Raw genomic sequence first — 23,477 nt, 5'->3', positions numbered from 1 at the left:
TTCGTCCCACGACGAGTGGCGGGCGCGGCCGGAGTGGGAGGGGTGTCCTCGAGACCGCGGGGTCACGGAAGGCCGCGGCGTCCCAGCCGGTCGCGCAGCCGGTCCCAGGGGCCCAGGACGGCGGAGGTGAGCCTGGTGAGGGCCGGCGAGTCGGGCGCGCCAGGGCGCGGCCGGGTGGGTCCGACGGCTTGCGTGCGACGTGTCCCGGCGCCCGCGTCGCGCAGGGCGTCGGCGGGGCCCACGGCCTGGAGCCGGGGGAACAACCGCTGTTCCAGCCCCACCACGTGCTCGGTGACGCACGAGACGAGGCCCAGCAAGTGACGCACGTACTCTTCGCCGTGTGCCGGGACGGCCCCGAGGGACTTCAGTGTCCGCTGGATGTCCTCGTCGACGGCGAGCAGCTCGTCCACCCCCTGGTCCCCGCCCACGACGTAACGGCGCACCAGCGGGTACAGGCACTCCTTCTCCGCCACCAGATGGCTCACCAGACGGCCGCCGACCTGTGCCACGAGTGACGCGCGCTCGTCACTGCCGGGCGGAGCGGACCGCACCCGGTCGAGAAGGTCCTGGATCGCGCGGTGGTCCGCCGTGAGCTGTTCGATGATGCCGCTGTCACTCCCCACACGAGCTCCCTGAAGGTGAGGCACCGGTGGTCACCGGCGGATGCCGGTCCTGGATGCCCGCCACGCCGCCGTTTCATTCCGGCACGAGGGCGGGCTGGTTGAGGAACGCGGCCTTCGGGTATCCGGGCGCCCGTCGTGCGAGCCGTCAGGCCGTGCGGCGCACACGAGGGCAGGGCGGAAGAGGAGTGGTCGGGCGTGCTACTACGGCGGCGCAGGGAGAGGATGAGGGGATGGGTACGGCAGGCGGGGTTCCGGGCCTACGTCGCGACCGACCGGCGGTCGCCCGTGTCGGAACTGTCCGCCCGGCTGCTGCGCAAGGCCTTCCCCGATCACTGGTCGTTCCTGCTGGGGGAGATCGCGCTCTACAGCTTCGTCGTCCTGGTGCTGACGGGGAGCTACCTGACGCTCTACTTCGACCCCAGTCTCGCCGAGGTGCCGTACAGCGGCTCCTATGAGCCCTTGCGGGGGCTGCTCGTCTCGAAGGCGTACGAGTCGACCCTCCACATCAGCTTCGACGTGCGCGGCGGTCTGCTGATCCGTCAGATGCACCACTGGTCGGCGCTCGTCTTCGTGGCGGCCATCGGGGTCCACATGCTGAGGGTCTTCTTCACCGGTGCCTTCCGCAGGCCCCGGGAGCTGAACTGGAGCATCGGCGTGACCCTGTTCCTGCTGTCCTTGCTGGAGGGTTTCTGCGGCTACTCGCTGCCGGACGACCTGCTGTCCGGTACGGGTCTGCGCACCGCCAACTCCATCGTCCTGTCGATCCCGGTCGTCGGAACCTACCTGAGCTTCCTCCTGTGGGACGGCCCCTTCCCCGGTACCGCGATCGACCGGCGTCTGTACATCGTCCACGTCCTGTTCGTCCCCGGTGCGCTGCTCGCGCTCATCACCGTGCACCTGATCCTGGTGGTGTATCTGAAGCACACGCAGTGGGCCGGCCGCGGGAAGACCAACCGGAACGTCGTCGGCCAGCCGATGTTCCCCTCGTTCACCGCCAAGTCGGCCGGGCTGTCGCTGATGGTCGCCGGCGTCACGGCGCTTCTGGGCGGCCTCGCGCAGATCAACCCCGTCTGGCTCTTCGGCCCCTACGTGCCCGACCAGGTCTCCACCGACGCCCAGCCCGACTGGTACGTCGGGTTCCTCGAAGGAGCCCTTCGGCTGATGCCCGGCGTCGAGTGGAACGTCGCCGGGCACACGGTCATGTGGAACGTCCTGCTGCCCGCTGTCGTGCTGCCGGCCCTGCTGTTCGTGCTGCTCTACATGTACCCGTTCTTCGAGCGCTGGGTGACCGGTGACATGGTGGAGCACCATCTGTGCGACCGGCCGCGGGACCGGCCGACCCGGACCGGGCTCGGGGTGGCGGGCATCGCCTGGTACGCGGTGCTGCTCATGGCCGGGGGCAACGACGTGCTGACCGTCTGGTTCGGCGTCCCCGTCAACGTACTGACGTGGATCTTCCGGGTCGCGCTGTTCGTTCTGCCGGTCCTTTCCTTCCTGGTCACCAAGCGTGTCTGCCTGGCCCTGCAACGGCATGACCGGCAACTGCTGGAAGAGGGCGAGGAGACCGGCGAGGTGTATCAGGACCTGGCGGGCGGGATCAGCGAGCAGCATGAGCCCGTGGGTCCGGAGCAGCGCTACAAGCTGCTGGTGCGAGACATCCCGCAGCCGCTGAAGCACCCGGGGCGGCGGGCGCCGTGGCGGAGCAGGATCCAGGCGTCCTTCAGCTCCTGGTACTACGGCGACCGGGTCGACATGCCGGCCACCGCGGAGGAACGCCTCCAGGTCAGCTCCCGCATCGCCGATCCGGTGGCGGGCGGCGTCGGGGACGAGCAGGGGACGGGCTGAGTCCCCGCTGCCCCCCGCCTCACTCGCTCTCGCGTCCGCCGTACTGGAAGACCAGGCCGAAGATCCCGAGCCCGAGGACGCCGAGGCCCATCAGGATCAGCCAGTCTCCGTAGACGATCCCGTTGGCGACCAGCGTGGCGCCGGCGGCGGTCACGACCGGGTGCCGGCTGTGCGGGGGGAAGAAGTCGATGCGGCCACCGCGCTCCTGGATCTCCGCGTCGGAACGGTCCTCGGGACGAGAGCCCTTGCGCCGGTGGTTGACCATCGAGAAGAACGCGATCACCGACGCCATGAGGAAGGAGACGCCCAGCGCCGCGATACCGACGGGCTCCCGTGCGAACCAGATGTAGGCGACGTCGGTGACCAGGAAGAAGACGGCCACGCCGGCGAAGAGGTACGCCTCGGACTTCATTCGCTCTGTTTCCCTTCCGGGTCGGGGGTCGCCTCCACGGCTCCGTGCGCCTGCCGGGGCAGTTGCTCCTTGAACTCCGGGTGGTGCAGGTCGAACGCCGGTGAGTCGGACCGGACCCGGGGCAGCGCCGTGAAGTTGTGCCGGGGCGGGGGACAGGAGGTGGCCCATTCGAGTGACCGGCCGTATCCCCAGGGATCGTCCATGCCCACCTTCGGCGCGTACCGGGCGGTCTTCCAGACGTTGTAGAGGAACGGAAGGGTGGAGAGCCCGAGCAGGAAGGCACCGATCGACGACACGGTGTTCAGGGCGGTGAACCCGTCGGCGGCCAGGTAGTCGGCGTAGCGCCGCGGCATCCCGCCCTCTCCCAGCCAGTGCTGGACGAGGAACGTGGTCTGGAAGCCCACGAACAGGGTCCAGAAGTGGATTTTGCCGATGCGCTCGTCCAGCATGCGGCCCGTCAGCTTGGGCCACCAGAAGTAGAAGCCGCCGAACATGGCGAAGACGATCGTTCCGAACAGGACGTAGTGCAGGTGGGCGACGATGAAATAGGTGTCGGTCAGATGGAAGTCCAGAGCGGGTGAGGCGATGAGGACACCGCTGAGTCCCCCGAGGAGGAAGGTGACGAGGAAACCGAGTGCCCAGAGCATGGGTGTCTCGAAGGAGAGACTGCCGCTCCACATGGTTCCGATCCAGTTGAAGAACTTCACGCCGGTGGGCACGGCGATGAGGAAGGACATGAAGGAGAAGAACGGCAGGAGCACCGCACCCGTGGCGAACATGTGGTGGGCCCATACGGAGGCCGACAACATGGTGATCGCGATGGTCGCTCCGACCATGCCGACGTAGCCGAACACCGGCTTGCGGCTGAACACCGGGAGGATCTCCGTCACGACGCCGAAGAACGGCAGCGCCACGATGTACACCTCCGGATGGCCGAACCACCAGAAGAGGTGCTGCCACAGCAGGGCGCCGCCGGTGGCCGAGTCGAAGATGTGCGCGCCGTACTGCCGGTCGGCCATCAGGGCCAGCAGGAGGGCCGCGAACGGAGGAAAGGCGAGCAGGACGAGGATCGAGGTGAACAGCACGTTCCAGGTGAAGATCGGCATCCGGAACATGGTCATGCCCGGACAGCGCAGACAGACGATCGTCGCGATGAAATTGACGCCCCCGAGCGTGGTGCTCACACCGGAGAGCACGAGCCCCATCGCCCACACGTCACCGCCGTGGCCGGGACTGTGCACCCCGTCGTTCAGCGGGGAGTAGGCGAACCAGCCGAAGTCGGCGGGACCGTCGCCGATCAGGAATCCGGACAGAACCGTGAGGCCCCCGAAGAGGAACAGCCAGTAGGTCAGGGCGTTGAGCCGGGGGAAAGCCACGTCGGGTGCCCCGATCTGGAGGGGCATGACGGCGTTCGCGAAGCCGGTGAAGGTGGGCGTCGCGAAGAGCAGCATCATGATCGTGCCGTGGATCGTGAACAGCTGGTTGTACTGCTGCGCGGAGACGACCTGAAGTCCCGGCCGGGCCAGTTCGGCGCGCATCAGCATCGCCATCAGACCGGCGACGAGGAAGAAGCCGAACGACGTGACGAGGTAGAGATTGCCGATCTTCTTGTGGTCGGTGGTCGTCAGGTAGTCCCTGATCCTGTCACCCGTGTGCACGCGGGGGCTGCGGGAGGTGTCCTCTTCCCGCCCCAGCCCCGGGTGCGTCTTCGACATGTGCGCCCTCCAGGCGGTGTGCCGATGAGTCGGCATCCGTGACGAACCCGAGCGGGTTAGCCACCCCGCTCCGTCGGTAAACATGTCCGCCTCACCGACCACGCCGTGCTCCAGGACGAGGTCGTGGCGCTCGCCCTCGCGCAGCCGGAACTCGCCGCGCAGCCCGGTCTCGGGCTTCCACGCGCCCTCGTGGGCGCCGGCGAGCCGCAGCCGCAGACCGTCGGCGTCCGCGGTCCACACACCGTCCTCCAGACGGGGGTCGCGCACCCGGCCCGCGCCGAAGCCGGGCCGCGCGTCGAGGGTGAGCCGCGGCACGGCCTCCCCCCCCGTTCGACGCGCGTCCGGCGCAGCAGTACGAGCCGGTCCACCGAGGCCGGCATCGCCAGCGCGTCGCGGCACTCGATCACGGAGTCGGCGGTCACCCGGCGGCTGACCCGGATCAGCGTGCCGTCCTCGTAGTAGCCGCCCCACACGTGCCAGCGGTCCACCGGTTCGACGCCGAAGTACCCGTTGCCCCCGATCAGGGCGGAGAACACCGCGTCGCTGTGCCAGCGTGGCGCACACAGCCAGACGATCCGTCCCTCCGGGCCCACCACGGCGCCGCGTTCGCCGTCGGCGAGAAGCCCGTACTCCCGCAGTACCCACGGCGGGCAGACCCCGTCCGCCGGCTCCGCCCGCTTGCCGGCTCGCTCATTCATGGCATGGGGGTTTTCCCGGCCGCCGTGACCGGAAACCGCCGGGCTCATCGCCCGGTGCCGTGTTGCCGGGGTGTCAGCCGTCGCCACCCCGGCGGGGCGGGGTGTCGCCGCGGTGCGCAGCGGGGCGACGGCCGGCACCAGGCCGAGACCGGCGAGCAGGCCGTACAGCGGAGGTCCGGGCCGGCACATACCCGAGGTGATCAGCAGTGAGGTGGCGGCGGCCGGGGGGCGGTGGGCGTCGCACAGGTGGAGCAGGAAGAGGGTGAGGCCGACCGCGAGTGCCTGGGCGCCGATCTGTCCGACGGTGTCCTGGTGCCGCTCGGCGACGGACGGGTGGCTCCAGGGGCCGAAGACCGCCAAGGACGCCAGGGCCGCGGCGATGGCCAGGGCGCGGCCGGTCACCGCGCTGCGCAGTCGCGCGGTCACCGATTCCGGGTGGGCCGGCAGCAGGTGGGCGGTCGGGCCGAGGGTGGCGGTCAGGGCCACCCACCCGATGAGTCGGCCGATCACGCCGACGCCGGCGAGCAGCAGGCCGGACAGCAGCATGAGGCGTAGGCCGTCGAGCACACGCGACCACGTGTCGCCGTTCATCACGGTGGCCTCCAAGGGGTGGAACGCGGCTGGTCATCCGCGCGCCGGTGGCGTCAATCGTGGGGCGGCTCCTGCCCGGCCGGCTGTCCAGGGCCGCCGCCGCGGGGGCCGTCGCGACGGACCCCAGGACCGTGCTGGGGCCGATCGGCCGGGTCGGTGTGACCCGGTCGGTGAGGACACACGCCCGGGAGCATGACCAACGCAGCGGCGAGCGGGGTCGCCGAATGTGGCCCCGTTCGGCACCCCAAACCGGAATCATCCGCTCCACCCGCGGGTCCACCCGAACTCCTCGTCGAGCGGGTGATCTTTGCATAGGCCAAAGGAATCGGGAAACCCATGGTGCAGCCCAGCAGGCCCCTCCAGCTCAGAGGCTCACATGAACGCCCTGACCACCCTCCGCCCGCCGGGGAAGCACAAGACCGACGGCGCGCTCACGTCCCTGCGGATCGACGAGGTCGTCGGACGGATCAGCAGGCACCCGCCGGGGCGCGAGCGGGACGCGGCCCGGGAGCGAGCCGTCCGTACCCTCATCCCCGTGGCTCGCCGGATCGCCGCCAAGTACCGCGGCGTCGGCGTCGAGGAGCAGGACGACCTCTTCCAGGTGGCCTGCGTGGGCCTGGTGAAGGCCGTCGACGGCTACGACCCCGCCCACGGACACCCTTTTCTGGCCTACGCGGTGCCGACGATCACCGGGGAGCTGAAACGCCACTTCAGGGACCGGGCCGGACTCGTGCGGCTGCCCCGGGCCGTGCAGGAGACCAGGCAGCAGGTGCGGCGCGTGCGGCGGGAGCTCGAACAGACGGGGGGCGGTCGCCCGCCCACGCTCGGGGAGATCGCCCGGGCCTGTGGTCTGTCCGAGGACGCGGTGGCCGAGGCCGTCCGCGCCCAGGGCGCGGCACGGCCCCGCTCGCTCGACGCGCCGTTGGAGGGACGGGAGGGGGCGCTGCCCGCGTTCGGTGAGGTGCTCGGCGGCCGGGACGCCCGGATCGAGACCGCCGCCGAGCGCGTGGAGCTCGTGGGTGCGCTGAGGCGGTTCCCGGAGCGGGAGCGCCGCATCCTGGTGCTGCGCTTCTTCCACGACCTGACGCAGCAGCAGATCGCGGCCGTGGTGGGCATCTCGCAGATGCATGTGTCCCGGCTGATCACCCGGTGCCTGGGTGAACTGCGGGAGATGCTCGGGCATCTCGATCCTTCACGCCCCGCCGGGGGCCGCGCCGGCCTAGAGGCAGCGGCGGAGGGTGCCGGGCACGTGCCCGCGCGGGGTGGCGGCCACGGCCGTGTCCGGGGCACGCACCCCGCCCGCGAGGACGTACGCGGTCGGGGGCAGCGGGGCGCGGCCTCTCGGTCACGTGGAAGGGGCCCCGGGAGGCAGGAGCCCGTCCGCCGCGGCCGGGGTGCCTCTCGTGGCCCGGGCCCGGCAGCGTCACTCGGACGCGCACCGCGTCGACCGGGCAGGGGAGCCGGACGGCCCATCGTTTACGCGGTGCCGCCTCCGGTCACCTCATGCGGATGTCACGGGTGCGGATCCGAGGGAGCACGTCATGACGCTGGTGGCCGACTACGTACCGCGACGCTTGCGGGAATGGGGGATCGAGCGGGTGTACGGCCATCGCGGCGACGGGATCAACGGGTTGCTCGGTGCCTTCGACCGGGCCAAGGGGGAACCGGAGTTCATCCGGACGCGGCACGAGGAGAGCGACCCGGAGCGGGCCGGCATCGCCGCCGAGGGCGTACGGCAGAAGCTCACCGAGTACGCCGAGCGCCTGCCGGGACGGCACGCATGAGCGGCGCCCGGACCGGTGCCGGGGCGGGCCCGGCGGACTGCCGGATCGACGCGGTGGACGTGCACGCCTTCGAGGTGCCGACCGACGGCCCGGACGGCAAGGAACAGGACGGCACCCTGGAATGGGACTCCACCACCATGGTCCTGGTCCGGGTGCACGCCGGCGGTCGCACGGGACTCGGTTACACCTACGGGGACGTGTCGGTCGCCTCGTTCGCCGACTCCAAGCTCGCGCCGCTGATCAAGGGACAGGCCGTCACCGCACCCGCGGCCCTGTGGGAGTTGATGGGGCGTCAGATCCGCAACGCCGGCCGCCCCGGCGTCGGCGCCATGGCGGTCTCCGCGGTGGACGTGGCGCTGTGGGACCTCAAGGCCCGGCTCCTCGGCCTGCCGCTGGTCCGGCTGCTCCCGGCGTACCACGACCGGGTGCCGGTGTACGGCAGCGGCGGCTTCACGAACTACTCCCTGGACCGCCTCACCGACCAGCTCACCGGGTGGGTGGAGCAGGGCGTCCCGCGCGTGAAGCTGAAGACCTCCCGGGACCCCGAAGGCGACCCGCGACGCCTCGCGGCGGTCCGCGAGGCCGTCGGCGACGAGCCGGAGGTCTTCACCGACGCCAACGGGGCGCTGGGCCGCAAGCAGGCGCTGTACTGGGCCCGTCGGTTCCACGAGGAGTGGGACGTGCGCTGGTTCGAGGAGCCCGTCAGATCCGCCGACCTGGACGGCCTGCGCACGCTGCGCGAGCGGGGCCCCGCCCGGCTGGAGATCGCGGCCGGCGAATACGCCTACACCACACAGGACTTCGTCAATCTCGTCGAAGGCCCCGCCGTGGACTGCCTCCAGGCCGATGTCACCCGCTGCGGAGGCATCACCGGTGTCCTGGAAGTGGCCGGCCTCGCGGCGGCCCACCACCTGGACCTGTCCGCCCACTGCGCGCCGGCCGTCTCCGCCCACGCGTTCTGCGCCGTGCGCCGGCTGCGGCACCTGGAGTACTTCCACGACCACGTGCGGCTCGAACGCCTGCTGTTCGACGGCACGCTGTCGCCCGACGGCGGCGCCCTGCGCCCGGACACCTCGCGGCCCGGCCTCGGCCTGGAGGTCAAGTGGCCCGACGCCGAGGACTACCGCGTCTACGGACCACGGACGACCTGAACAGCCCTGGAACGGGCGCTGCACAAGGCCGTCGAGGGCGAGGTGCGCTTCGACACCGCGTCCTGGGCCTGTATGCCCAGGACGCGTCCAACTGATGGGCCCGGAGGTGCGGAACCTCCAGGGCGGCGACCGCGGCAGTCGCCCGCGGGGTACGGCGATGAGGCGAGGCGGCACACTGCTCCGCCTGCCCCACGGCGCCTCGGCGGCGGGGCACGGATGCACGGTACACACGGTACAAAGGACGTATGGCGCAGCCTGAGACTCCGGCCGGGGAAGCCGATGACGTCGATGCGGTCACCCGGGCGGTGCTCACGGCGTCCCGCGTGCTGATGGCGGTCTCCGCCCGCTCCCTCGCCGAGGTCGAGGAACGGGTCACGCTGCCGCAGTTCCGCATGCTCGTCGTGATGTCCGGTCGTGGTGCCGTCAAGCTGGTCGCCTTGGCCGAGTCGCTACGGGTCACGCCCTCCACCGCGATGCGGATGGCGGACCGCGTCATCGCGGCCGGGCTCGCCGAACGGCAGCCCAACCCGGACGACCGCCGGGAGAGACGCTGCTGACGCTCACCGAGGAGGGCCGGCGGACCGTCGAGTCGGTCACCGCCCGACGCCGGGCCGAGATCCAGGCGATCGTCCGGCGACTGCGGCCGACCCAGCGTCTGGCACTCGTCGAGGCCCTCGACGCCTTCAACGAGGCAGGCGGAGAGCCTCCTGCCTCCGGCGGCGCACACCTGCCACCACTCGGCTGGTCGACGTGAGTCCGGCGTCAGTGGTGCCGGGTCTTCAGCGGCAGGACCACGGGGGCCGCAGCCGGAATCGCGCACATGGACCGGGGCGCCTTCTTCCACCTCGGTCAGGGTGTGGCGCTGTGCCGGGTGGCTTCGTCGGCGTCCGTGAGGAGTTGTTCCAGGTGTGTGAGCTGACGGGTGTCGAGGGCGCCGAAGATGCGCTGGAGTATCCGGGTGCCCGCCTGCTCGCCGGCGGCGAGGGCAGCGTGGCCCTGCTCGGTCAGCGTGACGGTCTTGCGCCGGCGGTCCACGGGATCGGGGGTCCGGGTGACCAGCCGCAGGCGTTCGAGGGCTTCGACGGCCTGGGTGACGGAGCGGGGCGCCTGGCCGAGCGCCTCGGCGAGTTCGGCTTGGTGGAGAGCGCCGCGCCGGGCGAGGAGCCGTAGCAGCTTGGTGCGGGCCAGGGACAGGCCGGCCGCGGCCATGTGCTGATCGACCGCCGTCCGGACCTGGTGGGCGACGGTCAGGAACCGCAGGCCCACGTCCGCGGGGTCGGGGCTGGTGGGCGGCGTCGTTTCGTGCTTGCTCATGACGTCGGGTATCGTCCCACACATAATTGATGAGGTACCTCATGAATGGAGGAACGGTGACTCGTCCCGTCGCTGTGATCACCGGCGCGACCTCCGGGCTGGGCCGGATCGCCGCCCTGGAGCTCGCCCGCCGCGGCTACGACCTCGGCATCGTGGCGCGGTCCCCGGGCAGGGCCGAAGCCCTGCTCGCCGAACTGGGGGAAGTGACCGGCGGTGCCGCGCGGGCCGACGTCTTCCTCGCGGACCTCGGGGTCGTCGCACAGGCCCGCAGGGCGGGCCGGGAGATCGCCGCGCGGTACGCGCGGCTGGACGTACTGGTCAACAACGCGGGCCTGCACGCGTTCTCCCAGCGCGTCACGGCCGAGGGGCTGGCGGAGATGACCGCCGTCAACTACCTCGGCCCGTTCGCCCTGACCCAGACGCTGACGAACACGCTCCTGGCGTCCGCTCCGGCGCGGATCGTGAACGTCGCCTCCGAGGCCGCCCGGCGGGCCGGGAGCATCGCACCGGCCACGGACCTGCGGGACACCGCCCCCTACACACGGCGCGCGTCGATGGCCCTGTACGGCCGGACCAAGCTCATGACCATCATGTGGACCCGGGAACTGGCCCGGCGCCTGGACGCCACGAAGGTCACGGTGAACTGCTGCGACCCGGGCTTCAACGCCACCGGTCTCGGCCGCGACCTGCCCGGCTCCGCCGCGTTCCGGCGCGTCCTGGACGTCCTCAAGGTCGGCGATCCGCGCAGGGGCGCGGGGATCATCGTCCGCCTGGCGACCGATCCGGCGTTCGCGCACACCACCGGCGGCTACTTCTCCGTGCGCGACGCCAAGCCGTTGCGGTCTCCCGAGCCCGGCCGTGGTGAGGACGTCCAAGGGCGACTGTGGACGGAAACGGAGTCGTTGCTCGCCGGGACGGGTGCCGCGTAGCCCCTCTGCGCGCCGCCCGTGCCGGGGCGCCGGGTCCCCCGGCGAGCGGCCAGCCGGGACCCACCGGCCCTCGCCGGGGAGGTGGCCGGCCATCGGGTCCTGGACGCCGGCTGCGGCTCGGTGACGACGTGGCCCCGCACCTGGCCGACCTGAGCGGACCGCCTCGGTACGCGACCCGTCCTGCTCGTCCGGGTCCCGGGCCAGGAGGAGGTCGAAGAGGCGGCGGTCGCCGTCGAGCTTCAGGGAGTCCACCGGAACGCGGCCGTACAGGGCGAGGAGCAGCTCATGGGCCGTGCCCCGGCGGAGAGCGCCAGGCGCCGGGAGCGGCCCTCGGCGGCGTGGCACTCGACGGTGGCGGGCTCGTGCGGCCAGGGGCCGTCGTCGCGCAGCAGGCGGACAGGGACTCGTCGACACCGTCGAGTGCCACCCCGTCCGGCAGCGGCCCCGGGGCGCCCGGGGCGATCCGGGCGTCGTAGGTGTGCGGCGCGGTCTCGTAGAGCTGGTGCCGGGCGACGGCACCGCAGGTCTGCGGCGACTGCGACCCGGCCCACCACGTCCAGCAGCCGCGGTCCGGCCCGGCCTCCGGCAGGGCGTCCCGGAGCTGCCGCGTCGACGCGGACCACCACACCAGCCTCGACGTGCAGGTGCCGACCTGCCCCGACCGGACGCTGTCCGATCCGGTGCGGCACCTCGGCGTGGGGCGCCGTGCCTGGGCCGCCACCGGACAGCGAATTCGCACCCGGCGCGGGCCGTCAACCGGCGGCCGGGCTCTTCGGGAGCCAGGCCGCGAAGACCTCCGGGAGACGGTCGAGGTCCTCGGCCGTGACCGTGACCAGACGCAGGCCGTGGTGGCGGGCCAGCTCCCGCTTGCGGGCGACCTTCGCCGCGTACGCCTCCCTCGTCAGCAGACCCAGCGCCTCGACGAACGTGCCGTCCGCCAGGCGCCAGTCCGCCCGCAGGCCGGTGGTGTTGAGTTCCGGGTGGCGCGGGTAGGCGGGCTCCGGCTCGTGGGCCACGCCCCAGTGGTGGAGGAAGTCGTCCACGTGCCGTTCGAACAGGGAACGGCACAGGTGCCCGTCCGTCGCCCTGGTCGCCGTACCCATCGACGTACGGACCCCGTCCGTGAGGAGCCCCGCGTGCCCCAGCCACTCCGTCCAGGTGCGGGCCGGGCGCGCCGGCCGCGCGCTCAGCAGCGTGGAGGCGGGGCGCGGCACCAGGAAACGGCAGAGCATCGCCTCGTCGACCAGGCCGGGGTTGTCGAACGGGACGCCGATGCGGTCGAGTTGGGCGAGGGACGGCGGCCCGGAGAACTCGATCCGAGCGAGCCGGCGCAGCGCGTACACGACCGCCTCCGTCCACGCGCCGTCCTCGCCGGTGTCCCGCAGCACCCCGTTCCCCGCCAGGGCACAGCAGCCGTGGCAGTAGAAGAGCCCCGGGCGCGCCGACTGGGCGGAGCGCCCGCAGAGCCGGCACGGCCCGCGCCCCGTCAGGTCCACGGGGACCCCGAACAGCGACTCCAGGGCACGCCGGTAGTACGGGTTCTCCGCCGCGTCGTCGGCGAGCGGCGGCAGCGGGCTCCCGGCCGTCGCGGTGGCCGTCCCGCCGCCGGGCCTCGTGTCGAGCCAGCGGCGGTGGGGCTCCGGGACCAGCCGCCGCACGGCGGCCGTCACCCGGCTGGAGCGGCTGACCGGGCTGATCGCGCCCGGCGCGAACGCGGCCCGGAGGTTGTGCCGCTCCACCTCCTCGGGCGGCGCGCCCCAGGTCACGAGCAGTGGCCGCACGCCGTGCCGGCGCAGCAGCACCGTCAGTGCCTCGGCGAGCGGCGCCGCGTACACGGTGAGCGTCCCCGAGTCCGGGTCGAACCAGCCGGCTTCGGGGAGCGCGTCCCGTGACACCCCCGGCTTCGAGAGCCGGATCGACCATGTGCCCCGGCCCACGACGACCACCGCGTCCGGGAAGCCGCCGAGAGCGGCCGGGTCCTCGGGCGCGTCCACGTCCACCCCGTGCGCGCGCAGCGCGTCGAGCGCCTCGGCGCGCAGTCGCTCGTCGACGAGGGTGAGGGGGCCGTCCGGCTCGTGGTACTGCCCGACCTCCACCCCGGACTCGTCCAGCACGAGGACGCGGGTGCGGTGGAAGACGGAACGGGTGACGGCACGCAGGCCGCGGAAGCCGTGCGCCGTGTTCCGGTACGTCTCCCATGCCTCCAGGAGCGGCCGTGCCCCGGCGTCCCGGCGCCGCCGCGCGCGGTCCCGCTCGGTCTCCCGCCCCCAGGCCCCGCCGGCGGCCCGGTGGCTCAGACCGGCCCGCAGCCGGATGGCGAGCCGCTCGGCCAGCGCCCGGCGCAGGCCCCACTCGACACCGGCCGGAGTCTCCTGCTCCGCGTCCCGGTCCGCGTGGTGTTCCGCGTGGTGCTCCGCCAGGTACGCGTCCACGAGGGCGCGTACGGTCTGACGCTCGGGCAGCACGAGCCGTACCGAACCGACCGCGTACCCGAAGGCCTTCTGCTCCGCCCACGACACCAGCTCGTCGCGGCTGGGCTCCCAGTCCGCGTCGGCCTCGTCCTCGCCGTTCCCGCCGTCGTCCTCGTCGTGGAGGTCGTCGTAGAGCTCGTCGTCGAAACGGCTGTCGCTCTCCAGGTCGTGGAGCTCGATCCATCCGTGACAGCCGACGGGCGTGCCGGTCTCCTCGGTGAGCCTGCGGATGCTCTCACCGGTGACGTCCAGCGCGCTGCCGTAGAGGTAGCCCAGGTGCCGGTCGAGAACGGACCCGCCGTGCTCGGGCGGGGCGGCGACCGAGACGGCACGCGTGTCGTAGTCGTTGTCGGGCCGGGGGACGAGGCTGACGCGCACCGGTATGGCAGCGGCGGACTCCGCTGTGCGGGGTGCCGGCCTGACGTTCTCCTTCCGCAGCAGGCGCAGGACGAACGCGCGCAGGGCGGGGACGGAGTCGCCGAAGACCGCGAACCCCGGGGTGTGGTCCTTGGCCGGGTCGCCCGGGATCATGAGCAGACCGGCGTCGGGGACGTACTGGATCGCGTCTCGGCTCGACATGGCGGGATTATGCCAGAGGCATATGCACTCCACCGGGGCCACCGTTGTCAGTGGTGGCTCCTATCGTGGAGGGGTCGCTTGAACTCAGCACACGGGGGAGACATGTCCGAGACCAGCGTCGTCATGCCAGGGCACGCGCCGCATCCGGCGATCGTCCATGAACCGACCCGCCGCGTCCTGGCTCCGGGGGAGCGGCTGGACGGCCATGGTCTGGTCAGCTTCCGTCCGCTCGCCGAGCCGTCGCTGCTGACGGTCCGTGACCATGTGGCCGTGCTGGGCGGCGACCCGGCGGAGCTCGATCCGGACCTCGCCGGACTGCTGCTGATCGGCCGTCTGATCGTGGAGGGCGACGAGGACGGCGAGGAGGTCGTCCTCGACGCTGTCACCGGGCGCGTCTTCAGCATGTGGCTCCACGCCGAGTCGCCGGGCGGCGCGGAGTCGTTCCCGTTGGCTCCGTCGGTCGGCGCGCTGGCCCGCTTCCTGGCGGCGGTGGACGAGTTCCGGGGGCTGCGCGGCAGGTTCGCCGGCCTGGCCGGGAGGACGGGCCCAGACGCGGTGAGGGACGCGGAGCACTTGCTGACCTCGGTGTTCGCCGAGGAGGAGTGGGGTGAGGACGGCTGGGGTCCGGCCGGTCCGCGGTCCGGCTGGGACCGGCCGATACCGGCGTTCTGGAGGATCGCCGCGGTGATACGCCCGCTCGGCCTGAGCGCCGGTCCCGGGCGGGGGCTGGCCCTGGAGCTGCCGGAAGGCCTGCTGGACGAGGTGTTCGGCGCCGAGGGGATGGTGCGGCTCACCGACGACCAGGTGCCGTCGGCCCTCGGCCACGCTCCGACCCGCCGTTTCCTGACCGAAGCGGGCCTGCCCCGCGACGGCTTCATGTTCTACGGCCCCCCGGCCGAACCGCTGGTCACGCTCCCGGAGGACTGGGCCGAGTCGCAGGGCAACCCCCGGCACGCCCACCTGTGGGACGGGGGTGAACAACTGCCGCCGGACGCGAAGCACCTGGTGGTGCTCGGCGGGCTGGTCCACGACTTCGACCTGCTGATCGACGGCCGCACCGGTGCCCTCTTCCACACCGAGCTCGGCGCCGACCACGTCGTCCCGGTCAACGCCGACGTCTCCACCCTCGCCTTCACGCTCTGGCTGCACCAGCGGGAACAGGCCCTGGACAAGGAGCACGGGTTCACCCAGGACTTCTACCACCAGCTCGCCGACACCATGATCGAGGTGCTGGCCTCCGTCGACCCGGTCGCCTGTGCCCCCGCCGCGGCCCCGGACGACTACCGGTACTGGCCGGAGGTCTTCCACGACGAGGCGGGAGGCGTCCTCTGACGGCAGGCGTCCTCTGACGGCAGGCGTCCCGGTCCCGTTCCGTGGCGGGTGTTCGAACCCCGGCGCGGACCGGGCAGCGTGTCGGCTCCCGGGTGCCGCACCTACAGGGCGCGGGCCACGAGCAGGGCCACGTCGTCGTGGTCGTCGGGGTGCCGCAGGCCGTACAGCAGGAGGTCGCAGATCTCCTCCAGGGGCCGCTCGGGCGCGTCGAGGAAGCCGAGCAGGGTGTTCAACCGGTCGTCGATCGAGTGCTGCCGGGTCTCGACGAGGCCGTCGGTGTAGAGCACCAGCAGGTCGCCGGGCCCCAGCACGGTCGTGGCGGTCTCGAACCGGATGCCGCCGACACCGAGCGGGACACCGGAGGGCAGGTCGAGCAGCCTCGGGTCCTCGCCGGCGCGGGCCAGCGCGGGCGGCATGTGCCCCGCGTTGGCCATGCGGCACTGTCGCGTGTGCGGGTCGAACACGGCGTAGAGACACGTCACGATGTAGTGCTCCAGATCGCAGGTGATCTTGTCCAGATGCTGGAGCACCTCGTCCGGGTCCAGGTCCAGGTCCGCGTAGGCGCAGGTGGCGGTGCGCAGCCGGCCCATCGTGGCGGCGGCGTCGATGCCGTTGCCCATGACGTCCCCGACGACCAGGGCGGTCTTGTCGCCGGTGAGGGGGATGACGTCGTACCAGTCGCCGCCCACCTCGCTGGTGGCCTGCGCCGGCTGGTAGCGGGAGGCCACGAGCAGGCCGGTGTGGTGCGGCGGATGGTCGGGGAGCAGGCTGCGCTGGAGGGTCAGGGCGGTGTTGCGCACGCTCTGGTACCAGCGGGCGTTGTCGATGGCCACGGCGGCACGGCTCGCCAGCTCGCCGGCCAGGACGACGTCGTCGTCGTCGAACGGGGCCGGGGTGCGGGTGCGTTTGAGGTCGAGGGCGCCCAGCACCTCGCCGTGGGCGATCAGCGGCACGGCGAGGTACGAGTGGACACCGGAGCGCGCGAGCAGTGCGGCGGCCTCCGCGTCCCGGGCGATCCGCCGCAGATCGCGTTCGCCGACGTGCCGCACCAGGACCGGCCGGCCGGTGTGCACGCAGAGCGTGACCAGTCGGTCCCCGTCGTAGGAGGCGAGGTCACCGGGGGCGTCGGCCGCGCACAGCGCCACGGTGGGGTGGGCCGCCCTCAGGGCGAGGGCACGGAACAGCTCCGGACCGCCCGCCGGCTCGCTCACGCGGCGGCAGGCCAGAGCGGAGTCGAGTACGTCCACGGCGACCACGTCGGCGAGTTCGCGGCTGGCTATCTCGGCCAGCTCGGCGGCGGTCTGCTCCACCTCCAGGCTGGTGCCGACGCGGGTGGAGGCGTGGGCGATCAGGGCCAGCCGGCGCCGGGCCCGGTCCGCCTCGGCCGCCGCGCGGTGCCGTTCGGTGACGTCGACGACCGATATGGCGGCGCCGAGCACCCGCCCGCTCGGGTCCTCCAGGCGGTAGAAGGACAGGGACCAGGCGTGCTCGTGCTCGGGGTCGGAGCGGGGCCGGCCCACGTGGTACTGGTCGAGCAGCGGGGTGCCGGTGGTGAGCACCTGACGCAGCGCGGACTCGACGGTGTCGACGTCGGGGAAGGGCAGGGTCTCCCGCAGCCGGCGGCCGAGGTGGTCCTCGGCGGGGATGCCGTCGATCCGCTCCAGCGCCGGGTTGACCAGCAGATACCGCAGATCGGGATCCAGGAGGGCGAGACCGATCGGGGACTGGTTGATCAGCCGCTCGCACAGGGCGAGATCGGTCTCGACGCGCTGGAGCAGGCTGTGGTCGGCGGCGAGCCCGAGGGCGTAGACGTCCCCGAGGTCGTCGAGCAGCCGCATGTTGCGGAACTCCATCAGGCGCGTGCTGCCGTCCTTGTACCGGATGGGGAACGCGCCGGCCCAGCTCCGGCCCGTCGCCATGACGTCCGCGAACAGCTTGACGACCGCTTGCAGGTGCTCGGGGTGGATGATCAGGCGGGCCGCCGGTCTGCCGAGTGCCTCGTCCGCGGAGTAGCCGAACAACTCCTCGGCCTGCGGGGTCCAGAACACGATGCGCCCGTCGGTGTCGAGGACCAGCGCGGCCACGCTGAGCACGTCCAGCAGGCTGGTCCGCCGGGGCGGCTCGGCGTCGTACGGATCATCGTCGGGCGGGAAGGATTCGGCTGTCATCCCTGAGCCTCCTGTACCGGCCGGCGGCGCCCGGCCCAGGCCCCGGCTCCGGCCGGACCCGGTTCCTTCCATGCTCCCTCCGGTCCTGCGCGGGGGCGACACAGCCCCGTGATGCCCCGGCCCCCGCCGGCGAACCCCGGCCGGGGCCCCGCCCCACCCTCCGGACCGTGCGCATCGGCCAGACAAGCAGGACCATAGTCATGTAAAGGACGGAACCTATGAATCCTGAGCGAAACGGCTCCGATCCACCCGCGCCCGCCGACGCGTGCGACCTCTTCGACGCGTCCTCCGACGCGGCTGCCGTGCTCTCCGGCCGCGGCATCGTGCTCGGCTGGACCCGGGGCGCCGAGGACCTGTTCGGCTATCCGGCGGCGGAGGCCGTCGGCCGGTCCGCCGCGCGCCTGGCGGCTATGCCGGAGGACCCCGTGCGCATCGTCGGCATCGCCGAACGCTGCCGGGACGGCAGGGGATGGAGCGGCCTCATCCCCGTACGGCACCGCGACGGCCACCGGATGGAGGTCGACCTCCGGGTGTCCGCCGTCTTCCGCATCCACGGCGAAGAGTGCTTCCTGCTCTCGGCGCGCGAGCGGCGGCAGCGGTGGTCCGTGGGCGAGTCGGTCCTCGATGGGTTCCTGACCCGCTCGCCGGTCGGCATGGCGGTGGTGGACCGGCAGCTGCGCTTCGTGTGGCTGAACGACACCCTGGAACGCCTGGGCGGCGTGCCCCGGGAACAGCGGCTGGGGCACCGGCTGAGCGAGCTGCTGCCCGGCCTCGAGACCGAGACCCTCGAAGGGCTGATGCGGAAGGTCGCGGAGACCGGGGTCCCGGTCACCGACTACGAGTACGTGGGATGGAGCTGGTCCGACCCCCACCGCCAGCACGCCTACTCCACCTCCTTCTTCCCCCTGGTGGACGCGGACGACTCGGTCACGGGCGTCTGCTACATGGTCATGGACGTCACCGAGCGGTGGAACGCCCGCCAGTTGCTGTCGCTGGTCAACGAGGCCGGCACCAGCATCGGCAGGACGCTGGACGTGATGCGCACGGCCCAGGAGCTGGCCGACTTCGCGGTGCCCCGCCTCGCGGACTTCGTCGTCGTCGACCTCCTGGAACCCGTCCTCAGCACGGCGGGACACGGTGCGTGGCTGACCGACGCGGGACCGGCGTCGGCGCGGCCGGTGATGCGCCGCGCCGGGATGAGTTCGGTGCGTGAGGGCTGCCCGGAGGCCGTGGCGCGGATCGGCGACCGGGTGGACTTCCTCCCTCCGCCGCGCGACCCCGGCATGCTCGTCAGGGGTGAGCCCACGGTCGTCCCGGTGCTCGACCCGGCCGACGACCTCTGGATCGCGGAGCAGCCGGACCGGGTCGGCAGCATCCGGGAGTTCGGACTGCACTCCCTGATCTCCGTGCCGATGCGGGCCCGGAACACCGTCCTCGGCCTCACCACGTTCGTACGCTCGGTCAACCCCGTCTCGTTCCAGCCCGACGACGTCCTGGTGGCCCAGGAACTGGTGGCGCGGGCGGCGTTGTGCGTCGACAATGCCCGCCGCTACAGCCGGGAGCACGTGGCGGCCGTCACGCTCCAGCGCAGTCTGCTGCCCCACACCCTGAGCGGCGGCACCGCGCTGGAGGTGGCCTCGCACTATCTGCCCGCGGGCCCGGCCGGCGGAGTCGGCGGCGACTGGTTCGACGTGATCCCGCTGTCCGGCGCCCGCGTGGGACTCGTGGTCGGCGACGTCGTCGGCCACGGCATCACCGCCGCGGCGGGCATGGGCCGGCTGCGCACCGCCGTACAGACCCTCGCGGACATGGAGATGCCGCCCGACGACCTGCTGGCCCATCTCGACGACCTCGTGCTCCGGCTCAGCGAGGAGGAGACCGGCGACGGGGCGGCCGACGAGGGCGCGAGCGCGTTCCTCGGGGCGACCTGCCTGTACGCCGTCTACGACCCCGTCACCCGGCGGTGCACCATGGCCCGGGCCGGCCATCCGCCGCCCGTCCTCGTCACACCGGACGGACGCGTCGACTTCCCCACCCCGCCCGCCGGTCCGCCGCTCGGGCTGGGCGGGATCGGATTCGAGACCGGCGAGATCGAACTGCCCCCGGGCAGCGTCTTCGGCCTCTACACCGACGGACTGGTCGAGGCGGCCGACCGTGACATGGAGGTGGGCATGGCCCGGCTCGGCGAGGCCCTGGCCCGGCCCGGCACCGACCTGGACACCCTGTGCCGGACCACCGTCCAGCGCTTCGCCCCCGGCCCCCAGTCCGACGACATCGCCCTGCTCCTGGCCCGTACGCACGCGGTACGGCCCGACCAGGTGGCCTCGTGGGACGTCCCGGCGGACCCGGCCGCGGTAGCCGACGTCCGGACCCGCGCGGCCCGCCAGGTGGAGGCATGGGGCTTCGGGGACCTGGCCATGACGACGGAACTGATCGTCAGCGAGCTGGTCACCAACGCGATCCGCTACGCGGCCCCGCCGATCCGGCTGCGCCTCCTCCGTGACGCCCGTCTGACCTGCGAGGTCGCCGACGGCAGCAGTACCGCCCCCCGGCTGCGGCACGCCCGCAGCACGGACGAGGGCGGCCGCGGGCTGTTCCTGGTGGCCCAACTGGTCCATCGCTGGGGAGCCCGGTACACACCCGACGGAAAGATCATCTGGGCGGAACAGGAAATTCCGTGAGCAGGGCGGCTACGACAGCGTGCCGGGGCGTACCGGCGGGCTGGTGGTGAGCGCCCGGCCCAGCGCGAGCGTGCTGAGGCCGAACATGAGGACGCCCAGGGGGACGTGGAGCGACGGGACGTGCGCGATGCCCAGGACGACCTGCGCGGAGGCGAGGACGAGGAAGCCGGAGGCGTGCGGGGCGGGGCGATCCGCCGCCCGGCCGCCAGGCCAGGACCGCAGCGAGCAGGTACAGCATCGACGCGCCGTACATCACGCGGGCACCGGCGCTGTGCGGCGTCTCGCCGTAGGAGGAGGACAGCAGCAGTCCGGCGGTGGCCGCCTGGAAGAAGAGGGCCAGGGGCTGGAGGGCGATGGCGAGCTTCAGGAGTGCGTGGCCGCGGAGCGCGTGGCCGTGGTGTTCCGCCGTCGTCCGTGCGGTCATGGTGGGTCCCCCTCGTGTGCGTGGTGTGCCGCTCGATGCCCGGGAACAGGCGGTGTTCCGTTGGCGGCCCGGCCTGCTCAGCGCAGGGTGAGCGTCGTCTCGGACGCGATGCGGGTCAGCTTCTCCGGGTTGCGGACGTAGTAGGGACCGGTGACGCCGGCGTCCTCGACGCGGACGGCCATGACGCCGTCGAGCTCGCCGTCCAGGCGTACGACGAGCGCCGGGCCACCGTTGACCACGGCGGGGTCGCAGGTGATCGTGCCCCGGTCCCGGTGGGAGCCGCCGAAGCAGAAGCGCAGCACGCTCTCGGCGCCGACGATCGGCCGCAGCGCGGCCCGCTTGAGACCGCCGCCGTCGCTCACGAGGACGATCCGCGGGGCGAGCACGTCGAGGAGGTCCTGCGGGTCTCCGGTTTCCAGCGCCCGCCGGAACGACTCCAGGGCCGCCCGGGTGGCGCCCGGCGGCACCACCGTACGGGGGCGGCCGGCCTCGACGTGCCGACGGGCGCGGTGGGCGATCTGGTGGACGGCGGCGGGGCTCTTGCCGAGGGCCCCGGCGATCTCGGCGTAGTCGACGTCGAACACCTCGCGCAGCACGAACACCGCCCGCTCGGTGGGCGAGAGCCGGTCGAGGACGACCATCATCGCCATCGACAGGCCCTCGGCCAGCTCGACGTCCTCGGCCACGTCCGGCGCGGTGAGCACCGGCTCGGGCAGCCACTGGCCGACGTACGCCTCCCTGCGGCGCTTCAGCGCGCGCAGCCGGTTGAGCGCCTGCCGGGTCGTGATCCTCACCAGGTAGGCGCGCCGGTCGCGCACCTGCGCCAGGTCGACCTCGACCCAGCGCAGCCAGGTCTCCTGGAGGACGTCCTCGGCGTCGGCGGCCGAGCCGAGCATCTCGTACGCGACGGTGAACAGCAGGTTCCGGTACTCGACGAACGCCTCGGTCGCCGGTTCGCCGGCGTGATCGCCCATGTCTCGCCGCGCTTCTCGCCGGCCTTGACATCAAGACACCGGAGAAGCGCGGGCTCTGACGGTTTGTGAGGCGGATCACATGGCGGCGTCAGGGCAGGATGGAGTCCACGTAGCCGCCGTCGACCCGCAGCGCGCCTCCCGTGGTGGCGGAGGCGTGGGGCGAGCTGAGGTAGACGACCATGTTCGCGATCTCCTCGGGCTCGATGAGCCGCTGGATCAGGGACTGCGGCCGGTACGTGAGCATGAACTCGCGCTGCGCCTCGTCCCAGCTCAGCTCGTCCCCGACGAGTTGCCGGACGAAGTCCTCGACGCCGCCGGTGTGCGTGGGCCCGGCGATCACCGAGTTGACGGTGACACCGCTGCCGGCGGCCTCCTTGGCGAAACCGCGGCTGACCGCGAGGAGCGACGTCTTCGTCATGCCGTAGTGGATCATCTCCGCCGGGATCACCACGGCGGAGTCGCTCGCGATGTTCACGATGCGGCCCCAGCCCCGGTCCCGCATGCCGGGCAGGCAGGCGCGGATCAGCCGGACCGCGGACAGCACGTTGACCTCGAAGTAGCGGACCCACTCGGCGTCCTCGATCTCCAGCGGCGGGGTGGCGCCGAAGATCCCGAGGTTGTTGACGAGGATGTCGATCTCGGGCACGGCGTCGAGCACGGCCCGGGCGCCGTCCGCGGTCGCCAGATCGCCGGCCGCGCCCACGACGTCGGCCGCGCCGGCCTCGGCACGGACCTCCTGCACGGCCTTCTCGACGGTCTCGCCGCGACGGCCGTTGACGACCACCCGCGCGCCGGCGCGGGCGAGGCCGACGGCGATGGCCTGGCCGATGCCCTGGGTGGAGCCGGTGACCAGCGCGGTCCGGCCCGTCAGGTCGATATGCATGGGAAACCTCCTCGGATGCGGGGCGGGACGGTACGGCGCTCAGTTGAAGGTGTCGGGGTCCGGACCGGTCCGCAGGCCCCGGTCCAGGGCGGCCAGGCTCCGCAGGTCCTCGTCGGTCAGCTCGAAGCCGAAGACGTCCAGGTTCTGCCGGACGCGCTCGGGCGTCACCGACTTGGGGATCACGATGTTGCCGATCTGGAGGTGCCAGCGCAGCACGACCTGCGCGGGGCTCACGCCGTACCGCGCGGCGAGGTCCGCCACCGCCTGGTCACCGAGGACCGCACCCTGTGCGAGCGGGCTCCACGCCTCCGTGGCGATGCCGTGCCGCTCGTGAAAGGCGCGCAGTTCCTCCTGCTGGAGGCCGGGGTGCAGCTCGACCTGGTTGACCGCGGGCGTGACGCCGGTGTTCTCCATCAGCCGCTCCAGGTGGGCCACCTGGAAGTTGGAGACGCCGATCGCACGGGCGCGGCCCTCGCCGAGGATCTTCTCGAAGGCCCGCCAGGTGTCGAGGTACAGGTCGCGGGCCGGGGCGGGCCAGTGGACGAGGTACAGGTCGACGTGGTCGAGACCGAGCTTGTCGAGGGAGGCGTCGAAGGCCGCGAGGGTCGCGTCGTGGCCCTGGTCCTCGTTCCACAGCTTGGTGGTGACGAACAGCTCGTCGCGCGCGATGCCGGACTCCGCGATGGCCCGGCCGACGCCACGCTCATTGCCGTAGATCGCGGCCGTGTCGATGCTGCGGTACCCGGCCTCCAGCGCGGTCGCGACCGCGGCGGTGGTCTCGTCGTCGGGGACCTGGAAGACACCGAAGCCGAGCTGCGGCATCTCGATGCCGTTGTTCAGCGTCACGTTCGGGATCGAGGTCATGGCAGTGCCGTCCTTCCGAGGTGCGCCGCTCGCCGGGTG

Annotated in this window: 17 protein-coding genes and 3 pseudogenes; 8 read left to right on the top strand and 12 right to left on the bottom strand. The window is 72.4% G+C overall.

Annotated features, from left to right (window positions below):
* Positions 1-62: 62 nt before the first annotated feature.
* Positions 63-623 carry a hemerythrin domain-containing protein gene (locus tag IE273_RS26010; protein ID WP_189817588.1) on the bottom strand — a complete coding sequence of 187 codons (561 nt, stop codon included), beginning with the start codon at positions 621-623 and terminating at the stop codon, positions 63-65.
* A 222-nt stretch (positions 624-845) separates the two neighbouring features.
* Here IE273_RS26010 and qcrB point away from each other — a divergent pair, with 222 nt between their 5' ends.
* Entirely contained in the window at positions 846-2,468 is a 1,623-nt protein-coding gene (gene qcrB, locus IE273_RS26005) for a cytochrome bc1 complex cytochrome b subunit (protein ID WP_189817587.1), read from the top strand.
* 19 nt (positions 2,469-2,487) lie between these two features.
* Here the strand turns inward: qcrB and ctaF are convergent, their stop codons facing one another.
* Genes ctaF through IE273_RS43835 form a run of 3 tightly spaced genes read right to left on the bottom strand, consistent with a single transcriptional unit; the run spans position 2,488 to position 5,884 of the window.
* Complete coding sequence (ctaF, locus tag IE273_RS26000; protein ID WP_014669281.1) at positions 2,488-2,880, bottom strand: aa3-type cytochrome oxidase subunit IV; 393 nt, start codon at positions 2,878-2,880, stop codon at positions 2,488-2,490.
* On the bottom strand, positions 2,877-4,595 hold the full coding sequence (gene ctaD, locus IE273_RS25995) for an aa3-type cytochrome oxidase subunit I (protein WP_189817715.1): 1,719 nt from the start codon (positions 4,593-4,595) through the stop codon (positions 2,877-2,879). Before ctaD ends, ctaF begins: the two co-directional genes overlap by 4 nt.
* A gap of 56 nt (positions 4,596-4,651) precedes the next feature.
* A complete protein-coding gene (locus IE273_RS43835; protein WP_229887544.1) occupies positions 4,652-5,884 on the bottom strand; it encodes a trehalase-like domain-containing protein in 1,233 nt (410 codons plus the stop codon).
* A gap of 376 nt (positions 5,885-6,260) precedes the next feature.
* Here IE273_RS43835 and IE273_RS45250 point away from each other — a divergent pair.
* The 4 genes and pseudogenes from IE273_RS45250 to IE273_RS25965 all read left to right on the top strand — a co-directional run.
* Positions 6,261-7,001, top strand: a pseudogene (locus tag IE273_RS45250) (sigma-70 family RNA polymerase sigma factor); the annotation flags it as partial.
* A gap of 424 nt (positions 7,002-7,425) precedes the next feature.
* Positions 7,426-7,668 (top strand): thiamine pyrophosphate-binding protein, encoded by a 243-nt coding sequence (locus tag IE273_RS43825; RefSeq protein WP_229887577.1) that lies wholly within the window; start codon positions 7,426-7,428, stop codon positions 7,666-7,668.
* Positions 7,665-8,819: an enolase C-terminal domain-like protein gene (locus IE273_RS25970; protein ID WP_189817714.1), complete on the top strand. Its 1,155-nt coding sequence runs from the start codon at positions 7,665-7,667 to the stop codon at positions 8,817-8,819. Before IE273_RS43825 ends, IE273_RS25970 begins: the two co-directional genes overlap by 4 nt.
* Positions 8,820-9,064: 245 nt before the next feature.
* Positions 9,065-9,573, top strand: a pseudogene (locus IE273_RS25965) (MarR family winged helix-turn-helix transcriptional regulator).
* Positions 9,574-9,668: 95 nt separating this feature from the next.
* On the opposite strand, the gene IE273_RS25960 reads toward IE273_RS25965, so the two are convergent.
* Positions 9,669-10,133: a MarR family winged helix-turn-helix transcriptional regulator gene (locus IE273_RS25960; RefSeq protein WP_229887542.1), complete on the bottom strand. Its 465-nt coding sequence runs from the start codon at positions 10,131-10,133 to the stop codon at positions 9,669-9,671.
* Positions 10,134-10,189: 56 nt separating this feature from the next.
* On the opposite strand from IE273_RS25960, the gene IE273_RS25955 reads away from it, so the two are divergent.
* On the top strand, positions 10,190-11,062 hold the full coding sequence (locus tag IE273_RS25955) for an SDR family NAD(P)-dependent oxidoreductase (RefSeq protein ID WP_229887541.1): 873 nt from the start codon (positions 10,190-10,192) through the stop codon (positions 11,060-11,062).
* A 283-nt stretch (positions 11,063-11,345) separates the two neighbouring features.
* On the opposite strand, the gene IE273_RS25950 is transcribed toward IE273_RS25955, so the two are convergent.
* A complete protein-coding gene (locus IE273_RS25950) occupies positions 11,346-11,690 on the bottom strand; it encodes a maleylpyruvate isomerase N-terminal domain-containing protein (RefSeq protein WP_308437061.1) in 345 nt (114 codons plus the stop codon).
* A 124-nt stretch (positions 11,691-11,814) separates the two neighbouring features.
* Complete coding sequence (locus IE273_RS25945) at positions 11,815-14,112, bottom strand: hypothetical protein (RefSeq protein WP_189817586.1); 2,298 nt, start codon at positions 14,110-14,112, stop codon at positions 11,815-11,817.
* Positions 14,113-14,214: 102 nt separating this feature from the next.
* On the opposite strand from IE273_RS25945, the gene IE273_RS25940 reads away from it, so the two are divergent.
* A complete protein-coding gene (locus IE273_RS25940) occupies positions 14,215-15,444 on the top strand; it encodes an SUKH-4 family immunity protein (RefSeq protein WP_189817585.1) in 1,230 nt (409 codons plus the stop codon).
* A 101-nt stretch (positions 15,445-15,545) separates the two neighbouring features.
* Here the strand turns inward: IE273_RS25940 and IE273_RS25935 are convergent, their stop codons facing one another.
* Entirely contained in the window at positions 15,546-17,612 is a 2,067-nt protein-coding gene (locus IE273_RS25935; RefSeq protein ID WP_189817584.1) for a SpoIIE family protein phosphatase, read from the bottom strand.
* A gap of 218 nt (positions 17,613-17,830) precedes the next feature.
* Between IE273_RS25935 and IE273_RS25930 the strand changes: the two genes are divergently transcribed.
* The gene (locus tag IE273_RS25930) at positions 17,831-20,293 is read left to right on the top strand and encodes a SpoIIE family protein phosphatase (protein ID WP_189817583.1); all 2,463 of its coding nucleotides are present in this window, start codon (positions 17,831-17,833) and stop codon (positions 20,291-20,293) included.
* A gap of 9 nt (positions 20,294-20,302) precedes the next feature.
* Here the strand turns inward: IE273_RS25930 and IE273_RS43820 are convergent.
* The 4 genes and pseudogenes from IE273_RS43820 to IE273_RS25915 all read right to left on the bottom strand — a co-directional run bounded on the left by IE273_RS43820 (position 20,303) and on the right by IE273_RS25915 (position 23,438).
* Positions 20,303-20,717: pseudogene (locus tag IE273_RS43820) on the bottom strand (hypothetical protein).
* A 77-nt stretch (positions 20,718-20,794) separates the two neighbouring features.
* On the bottom strand, positions 20,795-21,691 hold the full coding sequence (locus IE273_RS25925) for an RNA polymerase sigma-70 factor (protein WP_189817582.1): 897 nt from the start codon (positions 21,689-21,691) through the stop codon (positions 20,795-20,797).
* A gap of 88 nt (positions 21,692-21,779) precedes the next feature.
* Complete coding sequence (locus IE273_RS25920; protein WP_189817581.1) at positions 21,780-22,574, bottom strand: SDR family NAD(P)-dependent oxidoreductase; 795 nt, start codon at positions 22,572-22,574, stop codon at positions 21,780-21,782.
* 39 nt (positions 22,575-22,613) lie between these two features.
* Positions 22,614-23,438, bottom strand: coding sequence for an aldo/keto reductase (locus tag IE273_RS25915; RefSeq protein WP_189817580.1), 825 nt, complete (start codon positions 23,436-23,438; stop codon positions 22,614-22,616).
* Between the last annotated feature and the right edge of the window lie 39 nt (positions 23,439-23,477).

This window comes from Streptomyces olivaceoviridis (assembly GCF_014650115.1).
GTDB lineage: Bacteria > Actinomycetota > Actinomycetes > Streptomycetales > Streptomycetaceae > Streptomyces > Streptomyces olivaceoviridis.
This window is presented reverse-complemented; position numbering and strand designations above follow the sequence as displayed.